The sequence below is a fragment of the Streptomyces sp. NBC_00989 genome (assembly GCF_045162655.1).
In the GTDB taxonomy this organism is placed as follows: Bacteria; Actinomycetota; Actinomycetes; order Streptomycetales; family Streptomycetaceae; genus Streptomyces.
In genome coordinates, this window is record NZ_CP108728.1 from 6209766 (window position 1) to 6225623 (window position 15858).

The following is a 15858-nucleotide window of genomic DNA, read 5'->3' on the forward strand; positions in this document are numbered from 1 at the left end:
GCTGGGGCTGGCAGGGGGTTATGCGTGGGCTAGGGGGCTAGGGCTGGCCCCAGATCGAACTCACAGATCTCCATCCCCGCGAACGACGTGTGATCCAGGTCGAGTTGAAGCCACACGCGAGGCCCGCGCTCTTCCTCTCCCTCGTCCTCGTCGTCGAGATGGATCCAGGCGTTGGAGGCGCGGGCTGCCGGAGCGGTCCGGAGGTAATTGCAGGTCGGGCCGCACCCGCACCATCCGTGGAAGCGCAACTCCGCCAGGGCCCGCGCCAATTCGGGCTCACCTTCTCCGACCAGGGCCGCGTCCAGGAACGAGACCAGCGCGGGATAGACGTCGGTCAGCAGCGGGGGTTCGATCTCGCTCACCCAACCAGGCTAGCGGGGGCCCGACTTGGCCCGAGGGCTCGGTGTGCGCGGGGGCTACACCAGGAGCACGAACGCCATGCACAGGGCGATGAAGGCTGCGATGCACACCACGCCCCAGACCTTGCGGTCCCGCGCACGCCGCAGTATCCGGTCCTCCACATCGGGCCGCAACTCCCAGGCCGCGCCCCGGTGCGGAGCGGATACGGCACGCAGGTCGGCGAGTTCGGCGTGGAAGTCGGGGAGTTGCCAGTCGTCGAAGTAGGGGAGGCGCGTCCGGCGGCCGTCGTTGTCGTAGACGTAGGTCGTCCACTGGGCTCTCTCGACGCGGCCGTTCGTGTTCAGCTCGGCCCGGATGTCGTAGACGTCGTGCCAGGCCCAGGTGTTCGTCTGGATGGCGTCGCGGGCGGTGATCCCCTGGGCGCCCACGATCGTGCGCCCCCGCTGTCGATAGAGCACGGCCGGGACGACCCGGGCGAGCACGATCACTACCAGCGCGATCACGTACCAGCGCTTGGAGGCGTAGGGGTTCGTCGCCATCTGGAGGACGATGTTGCCGCCGATGACCACGGTGACGGCGATCTGCCACCAGGAGACGGACAACGTTTTTCGCCGTCTGTACTCCCGCTCGATCTCCCGCACATCGCCGAAGTACCCGTTGTCCCCGCTCATGGACCCTCCCCCGGTCAGCAGAGGAGGAGAGTAAGGCAGGAACCTGTGCACGTGAGGAGGGGGGGGTGGAGGTGAGTGCCGCCGGCCCGGTGTCACAGCCCGCACCCCGGGATGCGCCCGCCCCGGCTGACCGCGATCCGGATCACGTCCTCCAGGGACTCGGACGCCCTGGTGAGTGCGAAACGTACGGCCCGTTCGCCGGCTTTCGGGTCGGCGAGTACGGCCTTGGCTCCGGCCAACACCTGCTCCCCGGAGTCGAGTTGGGCCGCCTCGATGTCATCGGCGAGGAGGGAGAGGCGGCTGTCGTGGCTGTCGGCGCTGAGGTAACAGGGCTTGCCGTCGGGGGTGGTCCAGGGCAGCAACCGCAACTGCCGTTCGCCGCACGTGGTGTTGGGCATGTTGCTGGGGATGCTCATGCCCGTACCACCACCCCGTGGATACGACGCGGCCCCACATCGATGCCGTGCACGGCGAGCCAGAGGGCGCGTCGCCGCCGCCGTTGAAGTCGCCGTTTGCGCCGGGCGCGACGCTGCGAGGGGAGCAGGGCGTGCACGAGTGCCATCAGCAGTAACTCCCAGATTCCTACGACGCGTTCACTCATTCCGCTGCGCTCCTCTGCCCTGCCGGGGTCCTGACGAGCGGTGATTACCGTTCGTGCCTTGATGGTCACCGGTGCGGCGTACGCTGCGGAAGAGGGTTGGCGTTGTCTGCGGGCCCAGGCAACGGGGAGGGGTGAAGTGACCGAACAGGTTGACGCGGAGGGCGAGTCGGGGCGCGCGGTACTGGGACGGACGCTCCGGTATCTGCGCGAGAAGGCGGGGAAGTCACTCGGGCAACTGGCCGAGGACACCGGCTACGACAAGAGCTACCTGAGTCGGCTGGAATCCGGGGAGCGGCTGTCCAAGGTGACGGTCATGGAGGACCTGGACGTCTACTACGAGGCCGGTGAACTGCTGGTCAGCCACTGGAGGGTGGCGCGACTGGACGCGTTCATGGACCCGTACAAGCGGTTCATGGCGCTGGAATCCACAGCTCGGGTGATGTGGAAGTTCACGCCGGCGATGCCGGGGCTTGTGCAGACCGAGGACTTCGCGCGGGAGGTGTTGTCTGGAGCCCAGACAACACCTGACGGCGCCGAGTTGGTCGAGGAACTGGTAGCGGCGAGGGCCGGACGGCAGTACCTGCTGCGGCAGAAGCCGGAACCCGACGTCCGAATCGTCGTGGACGAGAGCGCGTTCCGACGCCCGGCCAGCCGAGCCAAGACGTGGAGTGACCAGCTGATTCACCTTGAGACCGTCGCGATGTGGCCCAACGTGACCATCCAAGTGCTGCCGTTTTCTGCGGGAGTTCACCACCACATGACGGGATCGCTGACGCTGCTCTGGCAGAAGGACGGAAGCGCTGTTGCCTACAAGGAGGGCAACGAATGCAGCGAGCTGACTGAGGATCCGGACGACATCCTGCGATACCGACTGTCCTACGATCGGCTTCGCGACCTGGCGCTGTCCCCGTCGGACTCGCTCACGTTCATCAGGGGCGTACTGGAGGATCACAGATCATGACGCACACCCCCGACCTCAGCACCGCTGTCTGGCGCAAGTCGAGCTACAGCGCAGGTGGGGACAACGACTGCGTCGAGGTCGCCGACGGCTACACCGGCCTTGTCCCCGTCCGGGACAGCAAGACCCCGACGAGCCGCCCGTTGGTCTTCTCGGCCGGGTCCTGGCTCATGTTCGTAGAAGAGATCGGCCGGAAGGAAAGGTGAACCCCCGCGGGTGAACCAGTGCGAGGACGGGTCCCGAGGGGTGCCATGTCGGGGCTATGGTGAAGCCATGGCGGAGAACACGACCATCCAGGTGTCCCGGCAGGCCCGTGACCATCTCGCGCAGGTCGCCAAGGAACGGGGGGTGACCCTGGGGCAACTGGTCGAGCAGCTGGCGGCTCAGCAGCCCACTGCGGAGCAGATCGCGGAGCGGGTGGCCGCCACGCGCAAGGTGCTGCGTGAGCGTATGGGCTGCACGCTCACTGATGAGGATTTCGACAACGGACCGGACGTGCTGGCCAACATCTACGCGATGGCCGCTGAGAAGATGCACGCTGCCCGAAAGCGAGCCGCGTGATCATTCTCGACACCAGCGCAACCCTCGCGCTCGCCCACGGGCACGAGGCCCTGCACCGACTGGCGGACAACGTCGCGCGCACTCCTGGCGACTGGCTCCACATTCCCGCTCTCTGTCTCATGCGCGCGGAGGAGAGTGACGAGGGTGTCGGGACCCGGCTCCTCGCACTGCCGGGGATTCACATCGACCCCCTCGGCCAGGCAGCGGCCGTGACGATGGGCGGCATGGTGCGTGACGGATGGGGAGGCTCGGACACCTGCCAGGTCATCTACGTGGCCACACCTCACCTGGAGTCGGGCGGCATGTCCATCATCCTGACCGGCCGCGAGGCGGACTACCCGCCGGGCTTCCTGGCGATCGATATCGACTCTCCCGGAATGCTCGGCTTCCGCTGAGGCAGCAGTGCTTCTGGGTGGGGAGGAGCCGCCCGGGGCACCTCCGGCGAAGTCGTAGCCGCCCCGGGAAACCGCACCGCAAGCACCCCGACCGCAGCGCGTTCAGCGCTGCCACCACGGCGGAGCATCCGACGCCACCGGGGGACCCGGACGCCGCCCGCGCGGAATTCCCCGGCTGATCAGGGCAACGGCCGCGACGACGCCCGGCGTTGAGAAAAGCGCGCCGATGACGCCGCCGACGTGCCCTATGCGGAACGTCGTTTTCCACTGGTGGACGAAGAGCCCGGATCGGCGAACTCCCGTTGGTATCTCCGTCGTAAGTAGTGTGCGGAAATGACAAGAAGCGAGCGGATCGCGGACCAGTTGGACCGGCACTGGCAGAAGAACCTGCGGCCGCGGCTGCACGGTCTTGCCGATGAGGAGTACTTCTGGGAGCCGGTACGTGGCTGCTGGAGCATCCGCCCGCGTGGCACGTCGTCCGCACCGATGTCGGAAGGTTCGGGGGAATGGACGATGGACCACGCGTCCCCCGACTCGGTGCCGACGCCGGCGCCGGTGACCACGATTGCCTGGCGGCTGGCGCACATCATCGTCTCCTGCCTGGGCTATCGGGTCGGATGGCACTTCGGCGGCCAGGACGTCGACTCCGGGACATTCGCTTACGCGGGGACCGCTGACGAGGCGCTGAAACAGCTCGACGAGATGTACGGGAGATGGAACGCCGGGGTCCGCGAACTCTCGGACGCCGACCTGGAGAATCCGCCCGCGGTGGGCCCCGAACAGTTCCCCATGGAGGGCATCGTCCTGCACGTCAACAGGGAACTGATCGCTCACGGCGCCGAGATCTCCCTGCTGCGCGACCTCTACCGCTGGCAGGACGGACCCGTACCGCGCCGCATATGACCTTCCGGCAACCGGCAACCGGCAATCAGCTACGACATGTCCGGCGGCGGAGCCGTGGGCGTTCCCGGGATCCGTACCGTCGCCACCGTCCCGCCCCCCGCCGCGTGCGCCAACGTCACCTCGCCGCCGGCCTGTTCGACCGTGCGGGCGACGATGGACAGGCCCAGGCCGGAGCCGGGGAGGGCGCGGGCCGACGGTGAACGCCAGAACCGGTCGAAGACGTGCGGGAGTTCGTCGTCGGGGATGCCGGGGCCGTGGTCGCGGACGGTGAGGACACCGCGCGTGAGCTGGACCTCGATGGTGCCGCCCTCGGGGCTGAACTTCACCGCGTTGTCGAGGATGTTGACGACCGCGCGTTCCAGGGCGGAGGGCTCCGACTGGACGTACCAGGGCTGTACGTCCGCCGTGATCGTCAACTCCGGGCCGCGGAGCCTGGCTCGGCGCAGGGCGGATTCCACGGTGTCCTGGAGCGAGACCACCTGGACGCGCTCACCCCGTTGGCCTTCCGAGCGGGACAACTCCTGCAAGTCGCCGATCAGGGACGCGAGTTCGGTCATCTGTGCCTTCACCGAGGCGAGCAGTGCCTTGCGGTCGGCCGGGGGGATCGGGCGGCCCGTCTCCTCGCTGCGGGTGAGGAGTTCGACGTTCGTACGGAGGGAGGTGAGGGGGGTGCGGAGTTCGTGACCGGCGTCCGCGATGAGTTGCTGTTGCAGCTCGCGGGAGTTGGCGAGGGAGGTGGTCATCGAGTTGAAGGAGCGGGAGAGGCGGGCGATCTCGTCGTCGCTGTCCTCGTCCACGGGGATGCGGACGGCCAAGTCCTCCGTACGGGCCACGTGTTCGACGGCCTCGGTGAGTTTGTCGACGGGACGGAGACCTGCGCGGGCGACCGCCAGACCGGTTGCGCCGGCGCCGACGACTCCGATGCCGGACACGAGGAGGAGGATCAGGGCCAGTTCGTTGAGCGTGTTCTGGGTGCTCTTCAGGGGCACCGCGACGAGGAGTCCGACGTTGGGTCCCGCAGCCCCGGAGGCAGTGGTGGTGGGGGCCACGAAGCGCGTCATCACGCGCACCTCGTTGCCATCCTTGTCCGTGCCGTTGCGGTAGTAGACCCGGTTCTCGATCGCGTTCTTGATCTCGTCCTTGTCGGCCTGGATGACCTTGACCACTCCCGTGGAGTCACCCGAGACGCAGACCTTTCCTTTCTCCGTGACCACCTGGGAGTAGGAGTTCCGGACGATGAAACCGTTGTCGGTCTGCGGGACCGTCTCCGAACAGTTGGTGAGGGCGGACTGGACCTGCGGGATCTGACCGGGCCCCCTCATCGCCGACCTCTGCAGGTCGTTGTCCAACTGCTCGTACAACTTCCCCTGCACGATGAACCAACAGGTCACCGATACCGCCGCCACCCCGAACGCCACCGCCGCCGCGACGAGCATCGCCAGCCGTGACCGGATCGGCAGTGTCCGGAACCGGTGCAGGAACCGGTCGAGGACCTTCTTCACTCCGCGCCACCCTGTCGGAGGACATACCCCACGCCCCGCACCGTGTGCACGAGCCGAGGCTCGCCGCCGGCTTCCGTCTTGCGGCGCAGGTACATCACGTACACATCAAGGGAGTTGGAGGACGGCTCGAAGTCGAAGCCCCAGACCGCCTTCAGGATCTGCTCGCGGGTGAGGACCTGGCGGGGATGCGCCAGGAACATCTCCAGGAGGGTGAACTCCGTGCGGGTCAGCTCGACTTGGCGGCCGTTCCGGGTGACCTCGCGGGTCGCGAGGTCCATGCGGAGGTCGGCGAAGGTGAGGGAGTCGTCCTCGGGGGCGTTCCCGGCGGCGGCCGCCGCCGCGTACGAGCTGCGGCGCAGCAACGCCCGTACCCGCGCGAAGAGTTCGTCGAGTTCGAAGGGCTTGACCAGGTAGTCGTCGGCGCCCGCGTCGAGGCCGGTGACGCGGTCGCCGACCGTGTCGCGGGCCGTGAGCATCAGGATCGGGGTCGTCGTACCGGCGCCCCGCATCCGGCGGGCCGCCGTCAGGCCGTCCATGCGCGGCATCTGGATGTCGAGGACGACCAGGTCGGGCTGGTACGCGGTCGCCTTCTCCAGCGCGTCCGCGCCGTCCACGGCGACCTCGGTGTCGTACCCCTCGAACGCGAGGCTGCGCTGGAGTGCTTCGCGTACCGCCGGCTCGTCGTCGACGATCAGGATGCGCTGGGTGTCACGGTCGCCTTCGGCGGGGCTCATGGGCTGGATTCCTCGGGTGCGGTGGGGCGGGGGGACAACGATCGGCTGGTCGCAATCAGCCTCGCATGTTTCCCGGCCGGTGCGTGAAGAGGGGAGGAAGTGAGAAAAAGGGTGAGATCAGCCTCGCCCTCAATCCTCGATGAGATCAGCCTCGCATCGTCTGGAGGCGGCTCAGCGGCACCTTGCGGTGGTGCGGGCGGGCCGCGTTGGTGCGCAGCCCCATCAGCTCCGGGGCGGGCGCCAGTTCCGGTGCCCGCGCGGCCGGCGCGTGCAGTTCGTACGCCACCCCGAGGGCCAGGCCGAGACCGGCCGCTCCGGTGTCGGTCACCGTGTGCGAAACCTGCTTGATCATGACGTACTCCCTACTGATCACTGCTGATCACTACTGGCCACTGAACTCGGACCGCTGGACTACGGACTCAGCTGTCGGAGCCGCCCGCTCGCAGCGAAGCCAGGTCCGCCTTGACGGTGTTGATCGGGATGGCGAAGCCGATGCCGATGCTTCCGGCCTCGGACGACGAGGAAGAGGAGTCCGAACTGGACGAGTACATCGCGGAGTTGATGCCGATGATGTTGCCGTTCGCGTCGATCAGGGCGCCGCCGGAGTTGCCGGGGTTGAGGGACGCGTCGGTCTGGATCGCCTTGTACGTCGTCGTGGACGAACCGGTGTCGCCGTTGAACTGCTGGCCGCCGAACTGGAACGGCCACTGGCCGCTGCCGCCCGAGTCCTGGCTCTGGCTCTGGCTCTCGTCGGTCGAGACGGTCACGTCACGGTTCAGGGCGGAGACGATGCCGCTGGTGACCGTGCCGGTCAGACCCTCGGGGGAGCCGATCGCGACGACCGTGTCGCCGATCTGGACGCCGGCGGAGTTGCCGAGGGTGGCCGCCTTCAGGCCGGAGGCGTTCTCCAGCTTGAGGAGCGCGAGGTCCTTCTTGCTGTCGGTGCCGACGACCTTCGCGGTGTACGACTTGCCGTCGCTCGTCTTGACCTTGACCGAGGTGGCGCCGGAGATGACGTGGTTGTTGGTGACGACCTCGCCGCCGGAGGTGATGATCACGCCGGCGCCGGTCGACGAGCCGTTGCTCAGGGTGGCCTCGACCTCGACCACGCTCGGGCTGACGGTCGCGGCGATCGTGGCGACGTCGCCCTTCTTGCTGGAGGGCACGACGGCCGTGGTGGTGCTGGAGGTGGCGACGGTGTCCTTGCCGGTCAGCTCCTGGAAGGCGTACGCCGTACCGCCACCGACGGCCGCGGCGACGATCGCCACGGCGGCGAGCAGCGCGAGCGGACCCCGGGTGCGCTTCTTGGGCTTGGGCGCCTCGCCCTGGACGTGGGTGAGGAGAGCCGTGTCGCCGCCGCCGTGGCCGCTGCCGTCAGCGGCGAGAGCCCCGCCGTCACCGCCATACGCCCCGCCGTCACCGCCGTACGCTCCGCCGTCGGCGCCGAAGGCGGCCTGCGGGGCGGGCGAGGGGGCGGGAGCCTGAGCCGGCCAGCCGGTCGCGGCCGGCTGCTGCGTCTGCTGGACGGGCTGAGCCTGCGGTACCGGCTGAGCCTGCTGCGCCGGCTGGTAGGCCGGCGGGGGCGGCCACTCCGGGTTCACGGGAGAAGAGGCGTGCTGCTGCTGGGGGTACGCCTGCGGCTGGTCGCCCTGGGGGGTCTCGTACTCGCCGCTGCGGCGGAAGCTCTCGGTCATGGAACAGAGCCTGTCGCGGGATCATGAGAGGTACCTGAGTGCCCGCTGAGAAGCCCGACAGAACCTCGTATGCCCGATATAAAGACGCCAGATCCCCGGAAACTCGGGGAATCCAGAGGGTCTCAGCCCTCGCAGCCGCAGGACTGCCGTATCACCAGCCGCGACGGGAACACCTTCAGCCGCTCGCGCCGCGAACCCGCCACCCGCAGGCCGTCGTCGAGGACGAGGTCCACGGCCGCGCGGGCCATCGCCGGGCGGTCCGAGGCGATCGTCGTCAGCTTCGGGTCGGCCAGGGCCGCTTCCTTGATGTCGTCGAAGCCGATGACACCCAGCTCGCGCGGTACGTCGATGCGCAGCTCGCGCGCGGCCCGCAGCAGGCCGATCGCCTGGTCGTCGGTGGAGCAGAAGATCGCGGGCGGCCGCCGGGGTCCGGAGAGGATGCCCAGGGCGACCTGGTAGGCGTCGTAGCGGTTGTACGGGGCCTCGAAGAGGCGGTCCTCGGTGGGCAGGCCGGCCTCGGCCATCGCGCGCCGCCAGCCCTCGACGTGGTCGGAGACCGGGTCACCGACGGACGGCGTCTCCGCCGTACCGCCCATACAGGCGACGTATTCGTAGCCGTGCTCAAGGAGATGGCGTACGGCGAGCTGGGCGCCGCCGAGGTCGTCCGTGACGACGGCCACGTCGTCGATCGCCTCGGGGCGTTCGTGGAGGAGGACGACGCGGGCGTCCCACGCCTCGATCTCCGCGGCGGCGTTGTCGTTCAGCGCGTGGCTGACGAGGATCAGGCCGGAGACGCGCATTCCGAGGAACGCGCGCAGGTAGTGGACCTCGCGCTCGCCCACGTAGTCGGAGTTGCCGACCAGCACCATCTTTCCGCGCTCGGACGCGGCCTGTTCGACCGCGTGCGCCATCTCCCCGAAGAAGGGCTGGCGCGCGTCCGGCACGATCAGGCCTATGAGGTCCGTACGCCGCGACGCCATGGCCTGGGCCACCCGGTCGGGTCGGTACCCCAGTTCCTTGATCGCGGCGAGGACACGCTCGCGCGTGGCCGGGGCAACCGGCCGGGGTCCGTTGTTGATGACATAACTGACGACGGCAGTCGACGTCCCTGCCAGCCGCGCTACATCATCCCGAGTCACCTTGGCCACGCGCGGAGTCTACGCGGATGGACCCGCTCTGGGCAGGGCGTTTCGAAGCTTCTCTCAGCTTCCGCGCACCATCTCCGCGCGGAGGCGACACCGACAAGCGACGCCCTGCCCGGATGCGGTTACGCCTCGGCCGGGATCTCGGCGGCGTCCAGCGCGGCCGAATCGGCCGTACCGTCCGCATCCTCCGGCTTTGCGTCGGCGAGAGCGGCGCTTGCCTTGAGCTTGGCCTCCTCGCCGCCCCGGTCACCCTTCTCCGGGGTAACGAATCGATAACCGACGTTCCGGACGGTCCCGATCAGCGACTCGTGCTCGACTCCGAGCTTCGCGCGCAGGCGTCGTACGTGGACGTCGACCGTCCGCGTACCGCCGAAGTAGTCGTAGCCCCAGACCTCCTGGAGCAGCTGCGCGCGCGTGAAGACGCGGCCCGGGTGCTGGGCGAGGTACTTGAGGAGCTCGAACTCCTTGAAGGTCAGGTCGAGGACCCGGCCCTTGAGCTTCGCGGAGTACGTCGCCTCGTCCACGGAGAGATCGCCGTTGCGGATCTCCATGGGGGAGTCGTCGTTGACGATCTGCTGGCGGCCCATGGCCAGGCGCAGTCGCGCCTCGACCTCGGCCGGTCCCGCCGTGTCGAGCAGTACGTCGTCGATGCCCCAGTCGGCGGTGACGGCGGCGAGGCCGCCCTCGGTGACGACGAGGATGAGTGGACAGCCCGGACCGGTGGACCGGAGGAGCTGACACAGGCTGCGCACCTGGGGCAGGTCACGGCGGCCGTCGATCAGGATGACGTCGGCACCTGGGGTGTCGACGAGAGCTGGGCCTTCCGCCGGTGCCACGCGCACGTTGTGCAGCAGCAGGCCAAGGGCCGGAAGCACCTCCGTAGACGGCTGGAGGGCATTGGTCAGGAGCAGCAGAGAACTCATATGTCTGGTTCCTCCTCGGTCCCTGCGAGGACGTATGCGGCACTGCGGCATTGCGGCGATGCTCTGTGCTGACGGGGGCCTTGTATCACCGGCGGCCACCTGTGGTTTCCCGTGGTGTACCGCTTCGTATACAACGCTCCCGAAAGCACAAAAGGACCCGGGGGCTTCGCTGCCCGAGTCCTCTGTCCAGCAGAATAGCCCACATGAGCGCTGGTACGGCAGGTCATGTGGCACGATCCACCGTTCGTCCGAACTCTGAGACGATCAGACGTACACCTTTGCGGACGTTTCTGCACACCGACGACGGGGTGACGATCGATTCCGTATACGAACCGGGAGCGGCCGTATACGACGCCTCCCGGTCACCTTCCGGTGATCCGGTGTTCGTCGTGGCGCACGGTTTCACGGGCGATGTGGACAAGCCTCATGTACGCCGGGTCGCCGAGGCGTTCGCGCAGTACGGGGCCGTGGTCACCTTCTCCTTCCGGGGTCACGGCGCCTCCGGCGGACGCTCCACCGTGGGCGACCGCGAGGTGCTCGATCTGGCCGCGGCGGTCGCCTGGGCGCGCGAGCAGGGGCACGCGCGCGTGGTCACCGTCGGCTTCTCGATGGGCGGTTCGGTGGTGCTGCGGCACGCGGCGCTCTACGGCTCCCGGGCGCACGCCGACGGCCGGAGGCGCGAGGGGCGCACGGAAGCGCACACGGACGCGGTGGTTTCCGTGAGTGCGCCGGCCCGCTGGTACTACAGGGGGACGGCCCCCATGCGAAAGCTCCACTGGCTGGTGACCCGCCCCGAGGGCCGGCTGGTCGGCCGCTACGGCCTCAACACCCGTATCGAGCGCAGGGGTTGGGACCCGGTACCGGTCTCCCCGGTCGAGGCGGTCCCGCGCATCGCGCCCACCCCCCTGCTCATCGTGCACGGCGACCGCGACGGCTATTTCCCCGTCGACCACCCCCGGATGCTGGCCGAAGCCGCCGCCGACCACGCCGAACTCTGGCTGGAGCCGGGCATGGGCCACGCCGAGCACGCGGCCGCCGACGACCTGTTGGCCCGTATCGGGCGCTGGGGCAGTTCACAGGACAGTTAGCCTGACGGGTGTTGACGCCGAGTCCGTCGACACCGATCTACCGAGGAAGCGAGCACATGCCAAAGGTCACGGTGCGCTACTGGGCCGCCGCGAAGGCCGCGGCCGGCATCGCCGAGGAGCCGTACGACGCGGTCACCCTCGCCGAGGCCCTCGCAGCCGTCCGCGAGCGACACCCCGGGGAGCTCGCCCGCGTACTGCTGCGATGCTCGTTCCTCGTCGACGGTGACCCCGTGGGCACCCGCGGACATGAGACGGTACGGCTGGCCGAGGGCGGCACGGTCGAGGTGCTCCCGCCGTTCGCAGGAGGATGAGCGATGAGCAACCAGCCGTATGAGGGCTACGACGAGAACTACGACGCGTACGCCCAGCAACAGCAGCCCCAACAGGCCCAGGCGCAGGCACAGGCGTGGCCCGGGCACCAGCAGCAGGCGTACGACGATCCGCAGGCGGCCCAGCAGTACACCCAGCAGTGGCAGGGCCAGACCTGGGACACCCAGGTCCACCAGGCCATGCCGCCCGCGCCCGCTCCCGCCGCCGCGGACACCGCGTACCTGCCGCCGCAGAACCAGCAGGCACCCCAGGCCTACGACCCCTACGCGCAGGCCCAGGCGTACGCCCAGCCGCCCAGACCCGAGGTGCAGCCGCCGGCCGTCCCCGAGGCTCCTTCCGCCGGAGAGGGCTACGGCCCGCCCTCCCTCGCCGGCAACGCCCGGATCACCGACGCCCAGCGGGCCCGGCTTGAGGGCCGTTCGCCGATCATCGAGCCCGGGATGCAGCCGGCCGCCCTCACCGCCGTACTGGGACTGCTGCTCGCGGTCACCGCGCAGGCCGGGTCGTACGCCCTCGTCGTACCGCTCGTCATCCTTCAGGCGGTGACGGCCGCGGGCTGGTTCCGGCTGAACGGGATGTGGCCCGCCCGGCAGGGCATCGCGCTGGCCTTCGCGGGCGCGCTCGTCGCGGACGGGGCGCTGCTCGCGGCCGGGCGGGAGAACGGCCCCGCCGCGATCCTCGGCACCCTCGGTGTCTGGGTCCTGCTCTCCCTCGTCATGCAGCTGCGTTCGCACGCCGACCCGGACACCCGGATCACGAGCCTGATGGCGACGGTCGCCTCGGCGGCCCTGGCCATCGTCGCGGCCGGCCACCTCGCGGCCGAGCCGGACGCGGTGACGGTCGGCGCGGCCGCGGTCGCGGTGGCGATCCTGGCCCGCGCGCTGCCGCTGCCGACCGTGGCGTCGGTCGTCGTCTCGCTCCTGGCCGCGGCCGGTGCGGGTATCGCCGTCGGCGGGATGACGGGCATGGGCGCGAAGGGCGCGCTGCTCGGCGCGGGTGCGGCGGTCTGCGCGCTGATCGGCCACCGGGTGGCGAGCTACGACTACCCGTCCCGCTTCGTCCACTTCACGGCCGGTGTGGCCCTCCCGCTCGCCGCGGCGGCCCCGGCGGTGTACCTGCTGGGACGGGCGCTCGTCTAACGCGGGCGGTCAAGTGCCGTGTCGTAGGGGGTAGTTAAGAGCCCTGTCACAGGTGATCGACAATTTCGCGATACACGTGTCCGACAGGACTACTCTCGCGCTGGGCGGCCACTAGGTCGTCGTACCGCTTTCGTCGACGACCACCGGGTGGGGATCTCCGTACATGCGCGGGCTACGAATACTTCTGATCGTCGTGGTGATTCTGGGTGCCCTGTTCGTGGTCGTGGACCGGGTCGCGCTCCACTTCGCGGAGGAGGAGGCGGCGTCCAAGGTGAAGACCAGCGAGAACCTGGCCAGCACTCCCGACGTCTCCATCAAGGGCTTCCCCTTCCTCACCCAGGTCGCCTCCGGTGAGCTGGACGACGTGGAACTCGGCGTCGGCCAGTACGAGGCCCCGACCGGCAACACGGGCGCCTCCGGCGGTGCCACCACGATCCGGATCGACGACCTCAAGGCCGACATGAAGGACGTCAAGTTCTCCGGCGACTACAGCTCCGCCACGGCGGCCAGTGCGACGGGCACCGCGAGCATCTCCTACGACCAGCTGCTCAAGGCCGCCAAGTCCGCGCCGACGCCCGTCTTCACCGGTGTCACGGCCCAGATCGTCAGCCTCTCCGACGGCGGTGACGGCAAGATCAAGGCCGACATGAAGGTCACGGTCACGGGCGTCGGGACGACCACGTATCCGGTGCTCAGCACGGTCACCGTCGTGGGCAACACGGTGAAGGTGCACGCGGACAACCTGCCCAAGCTGGTCGTCGACCTCGCCGACTCCCGGGTCCGCTCGATCACCGACTTCCAGCAGACGCTCGACCAGCTGCCGGGCGGCGTGAAGCTGGACAGTGTGCAGGCCGCGAAGAGCGGTGTGGACATCAAGGTGAAGGGTTCGAACGTCAGGCTGGCCGGGTAGGTCGAGGTCCGGGTGGGCAGCTTCTGTCCGAGGGGCGAGACGTCGATGTCCGTGCGGCAGGGGAATTAACCGCCGCGCAGGCCCGGATTCCCGGTCGTAGGGCCTCCAGTAGCTTTCCCGTCTCACATGACGGACGATCGCGTCTCAAAATACGACACACCGGTGACATGTCCGGCGATCCGTCCCTACGATCGACCCTATGAAGCGCCAGGCGGACGACCTCACGAAGCGGCGGGCAGTAGACCTGTGCCGCGTCGCCGCCATGCTCTGTCGCACTTTCTGAGCGGAAGCGCAGGCTTCTGTCTTCCCCCCCCCCCGTGCCCCTGATCAGGGGCACCCGCGCGAGCGCGCACCCCTCTCTCACGCACCGCACCGCCGTAACTGCCCCGGAGGAGAAAAGCATGAGCCGCAGTGACGTCCTGGTCGACGCCGACTGGGTCGAGGCCAACCTCGACAACCCGAGCGTGGCGATCGTCGAGGTCGACGAGGACACGTCCGCGTACGAGAAGAACCACATCAAGAACGCGATCCGGATCGACTGGACGAAGGACCTCCAGGACCCGGTACGCCGTGACTTCGTCGACCAGGAGGGCTTCGAGAAGCTCCTGTCCGGCAAGGGCATCGGCAACGACACGCTGGTGATCCTCTACGGCGGCAACAACAACTGGTTCGCGTCGTACGCCTACTGGTACTTCAAGCTCTACGGCCACGACAACGTCAAGCTCCTCGACGGTGGCCGCAAGAAGTGGGAGCTGGACGCCCGCGAGCTGGTGGAAGAGGTCCCCTCCCGCCCCGCCACCGACTACAAGGCCAAGCCGCAGAACACCGCGATCCGCGCGTTCCGCGACGACGTCGTGGCCTCCATCGGTACGCAGAACCTGGTCGACGTCCGTTCGCCCGACGAGTTCAGCGGCAAGCTGCTCGCGCCGGCGCACCTTCCGCAGGAGCAGTCGCAGCGTCCGGGCCACGTCCCGTCCGCCCGCAACATCCCGTGGTCGAAGAACGCCAACGACGACGGCACCTTCAAGTCGGACGACGAGCTCAAGGAGCTCTACGCCGAGGAGGAGGTCGACCTCGCCAAGGACACCATCGCGTACTGCCGTATCGGCGAGCGCTCGGCCCTGACCTGGTTCGTGCTGCACGAGCTGCTCGGTGTCGAGAACGTCAAGAACTACGACGGTTCCTGGACCGAGTACGGCTCCCTGGTCGGCGTTCCGATCGAGCTCGGCGCCAACAAGTAAGCAACCGCACCACCGCTGCGACCTGAAGGAAACCAAGACATGTGTGGAGCGAAGGCCGGCGGCCCCGACGCCTCGACGATCAAGCCCGGTGAGACCACCATCCAGGGCCAGGTGACGCGCAACGGCGAGCCGGTGACGGGCTACGTCCGTCTCCTGGACTCGACCGGCGAGTTCACCGCGGAGGTCCCGACCTCCGCGACGGGCCAGTTCCGCTTCTACGCGGCCGAAGGCACCTGGACCGTCCGCGCCCTCGTTCCGGGCGCCACCGCCGACCGCACGGTGGTCGCCCAGACGGGCGGCCTGGCGGAGGTCGCGATCGCCGTCTGATCACCGTCTGACGGCAGAGTCTGACCGCTGAGGGGCCGCACCTGTTCTGGGTGCGGCCCTTTGGCGTGCTCAGGCCTACCCTTGAAGGATGCTGGCACGTCGTCGTCGCGTGTACTTCGTCATGATGGGCATCTGCATCGGGCTCTTCGTCCTGGCCTGGGGAGTCGTGCGGATCTGGTCGGTGCCCGCGGCCGTGGGGATGTGTGTGGTCGCGATGCTGATCCCGCCGGTCGCCGCCATGGTCGCCAACCGGCGCGGCCCCGACGACCGTTGGTGGGACGACCCGTCCGGCGACCCCAAGTCCGACGAGTGGTGGGACGAGCTGGACGGCAAGAAGCGCCGCCAGTAAGGGAAGCGGCGAGCGGGTAGAGGGCGG

At 68.8% G+C, this 15858-nt stretch carries 23 protein-coding genes; 13 read left to right on the forward strand and 10 right to left on the reverse strand.

From position 1 onward, the window contains the following. Positions 1-29 precede the first annotated feature (29 nt). The 4 genes from OG714_RS27455 to OG714_RS27470 all read right to left on the reverse strand — a co-directional run bounded on the left by OG714_RS27455 (position 30) and on the right by OG714_RS27470 (position 1632). Positions 30-362 carry a hypothetical protein gene (locus OG714_RS27455; RefSeq protein ID WP_406124858.1) on the reverse strand — a complete coding sequence of 111 codons (333 nt, stop codon included), beginning with the start codon at positions 360-362 and terminating at the stop codon, positions 30-32. A gap of 54 nt (positions 363-416) precedes the next feature. Further along, positions 417-1031 (reverse strand): PH domain-containing protein, encoded by a 615-nt coding sequence (locus OG714_RS27460; RefSeq protein ID WP_406124859.1) that lies wholly within the window; start codon positions 1029-1031, stop codon positions 417-419. Positions 1032-1123: 92 nt separating this feature from the next. Continuing rightward, positions 1124-1447: a hypothetical protein gene (locus OG714_RS27465; RefSeq protein ID WP_406124861.1), complete on the reverse strand. Its 324-nt coding sequence runs from the start codon at positions 1445-1447 to the stop codon at positions 1124-1126. Beyond that, positions 1444-1632 carry a hypothetical protein gene (locus OG714_RS27470; RefSeq protein WP_384163356.1) on the reverse strand — a complete coding sequence of 63 codons (189 nt, stop codon included), beginning with the start codon at positions 1630-1632 and terminating at the stop codon, positions 1444-1446. The genes OG714_RS27465 and OG714_RS27470 overlap by 4 nt, the downstream gene beginning before the upstream one ends. Positions 1633-1768: 136 nt before the next feature. Between OG714_RS27470 and OG714_RS27475 the strand changes: the two genes are divergently transcribed. The 5 genes from OG714_RS27475 (at position 1769) to OG714_RS27495 (ending at position 4449) form a co-directional block, all read left to right on the forward strand. Beyond that, positions 1769-2593: a helix-turn-helix domain-containing protein gene (locus OG714_RS27475; protein WP_406131974.1), complete on the forward strand. Its 825-nt coding sequence runs from the start codon at positions 1769-1771 to the stop codon at positions 2591-2593. Then, positions 2590-2796 (forward strand): DUF397 domain-containing protein, encoded by a 207-nt coding sequence (locus OG714_RS27480; RefSeq protein ID WP_406124862.1) that lies wholly within the window; start codon positions 2590-2592, stop codon positions 2794-2796. Before OG714_RS27475 ends, OG714_RS27480 begins: the two co-directional genes overlap by 4 nt. 67 nt (positions 2797-2863) lie before the next feature. Continuing rightward, entirely contained in the window at positions 2864-3151 is a 288-nt protein-coding gene (locus tag OG714_RS27485) for a hypothetical protein (protein ID WP_406124864.1), read from the forward strand. After that, on the forward strand, positions 3148-3546 hold the full coding sequence (locus tag OG714_RS27490; RefSeq protein WP_406124866.1) for a hypothetical protein: 399 nt from the start codon (positions 3148-3150) through the stop codon (positions 3544-3546). Before OG714_RS27485 ends, OG714_RS27490 begins: the two co-directional genes overlap by 4 nt. 333 nt (positions 3547-3879) lie before the next feature. Further along, positions 3880-4449 (forward strand): DinB family protein, encoded by a 570-nt coding sequence (locus tag OG714_RS27495; protein ID WP_406124868.1) that lies wholly within the window; start codon positions 3880-3882, stop codon positions 4447-4449. A gap of 29 nt (positions 4450-4478) precedes the next feature. On the opposite strand, the gene OG714_RS27500 is transcribed toward OG714_RS27495, so the two are convergent. The 6 genes from OG714_RS27500 to OG714_RS27525 all read right to left on the reverse strand — a co-directional run bounded on the left by OG714_RS27500 (position 4479) and on the right by OG714_RS27525 (position 10447). Continuing rightward, positions 4479-5885, reverse strand: coding sequence for a sensor histidine kinase (locus OG714_RS27500; protein ID WP_406131976.1), 1407 nt, complete (start codon positions 5883-5885; stop codon positions 4479-4481). Between the two features lie 62 nt (positions 5886-5947). Then, on the reverse strand, positions 5948-6685 hold the full coding sequence (locus OG714_RS27505; RefSeq protein ID WP_019064547.1) for a response regulator transcription factor: 738 nt from the start codon (positions 6683-6685) through the stop codon (positions 5948-5950). A gap of 145 nt (positions 6686-6830) precedes the next feature. Beyond that, positions 6831-7037 carry a hypothetical protein gene (locus OG714_RS27510; RefSeq protein WP_406124870.1) on the reverse strand — a complete coding sequence of 69 codons (207 nt, stop codon included), beginning with the start codon at positions 7035-7037 and terminating at the stop codon, positions 6831-6833. A 67-nt stretch (positions 7038-7104) separates the two neighbouring features. Further along, the gene (locus OG714_RS27515; RefSeq protein WP_406124872.1) at positions 7105-8379 is read right to left on the reverse strand and encodes a S1C family serine protease; all 1275 of its coding nucleotides are present in this window, start codon (positions 8377-8379) and stop codon (positions 7105-7107) included. A gap of 122 nt (positions 8380-8501) precedes the next feature. After that, complete coding sequence (locus OG714_RS27520) at positions 8502-9527, reverse strand: LacI family DNA-binding transcriptional regulator (RefSeq protein WP_406124874.1); 1026 nt, start codon at positions 9525-9527, stop codon at positions 8502-8504. A 119-nt stretch (positions 9528-9646) separates the two neighbouring features. Then, complete coding sequence (locus tag OG714_RS27525; RefSeq protein WP_406124876.1) at positions 9647-10447, reverse strand: response regulator transcription factor; 801 nt, start codon at positions 10445-10447, stop codon at positions 9647-9649. 203 nt (positions 10448-10650) lie between these two features. Between OG714_RS27525 and OG714_RS27530 the strand changes: the two genes are divergently transcribed. The 8 genes from OG714_RS27530 (at position 10651) to OG714_RS27565 (ending at position 15831) form a co-directional block, all read left to right on the forward strand. Continuing rightward, on the forward strand, positions 10651-11535 hold the full coding sequence (locus tag OG714_RS27530) for an alpha/beta hydrolase (protein WP_406124878.1): 885 nt from the start codon (positions 10651-10653) through the stop codon (positions 11533-11535). A 56-nt stretch (positions 11536-11591) separates the two neighbouring features. Further along, positions 11592-11846, forward strand: a complete 255-nt coding sequence (locus tag OG714_RS27535; protein WP_406124880.1) for a MoaD/ThiS family protein — start codon at positions 11592-11594, stop codon at positions 11844-11846. A gap of 3 nt (positions 11847-11849) precedes the next feature. Further along, positions 11850-13004 (forward strand): hypothetical protein, encoded by a 1155-nt coding sequence (locus OG714_RS27540; RefSeq protein ID WP_406124882.1) that lies wholly within the window; start codon positions 11850-11852, stop codon positions 13002-13004. A gap of 163 nt (positions 13005-13167) precedes the next feature. Continuing rightward, on the forward strand, positions 13168-13914 hold the full coding sequence (locus OG714_RS27545; RefSeq protein ID WP_406124883.1) for a DUF2993 domain-containing protein: 747 nt from the start codon (positions 13168-13170) through the stop codon (positions 13912-13914). A gap of 199 nt (positions 13915-14113) precedes the next feature. Next, a complete protein-coding gene (locus OG714_RS27550) occupies positions 14114-14197 on the forward strand; it encodes a putative leader peptide (RefSeq protein ID WP_366433785.1) in 84 nt (27 codons plus the stop codon). A gap of 118 nt (positions 14198-14315) precedes the next feature. Beyond that, positions 14316-15155 carry a sulfurtransferase gene (locus OG714_RS27555; protein WP_406124885.1) on the forward strand — a complete coding sequence of 280 codons (840 nt, stop codon included), beginning with the start codon at positions 14316-14318 and terminating at the stop codon, positions 15153-15155. A 39-nt stretch (positions 15156-15194) separates the two neighbouring features. Further along, positions 15195-15482 carry a DUF1416 domain-containing protein gene (locus OG714_RS27560; RefSeq protein WP_019064558.1) on the forward strand — a complete coding sequence of 96 codons (288 nt, stop codon included), beginning with the start codon at positions 15195-15197 and terminating at the stop codon, positions 15480-15482. A gap of 88 nt (positions 15483-15570) precedes the next feature. After that, positions 15571-15831 (forward strand): DUF3099 domain-containing protein, encoded by a 261-nt coding sequence (locus OG714_RS27565; RefSeq protein ID WP_327403047.1) that lies wholly within the window; start codon positions 15571-15573, stop codon positions 15829-15831. Positions 15832-15858 lie beyond the last annotated feature (27 nt).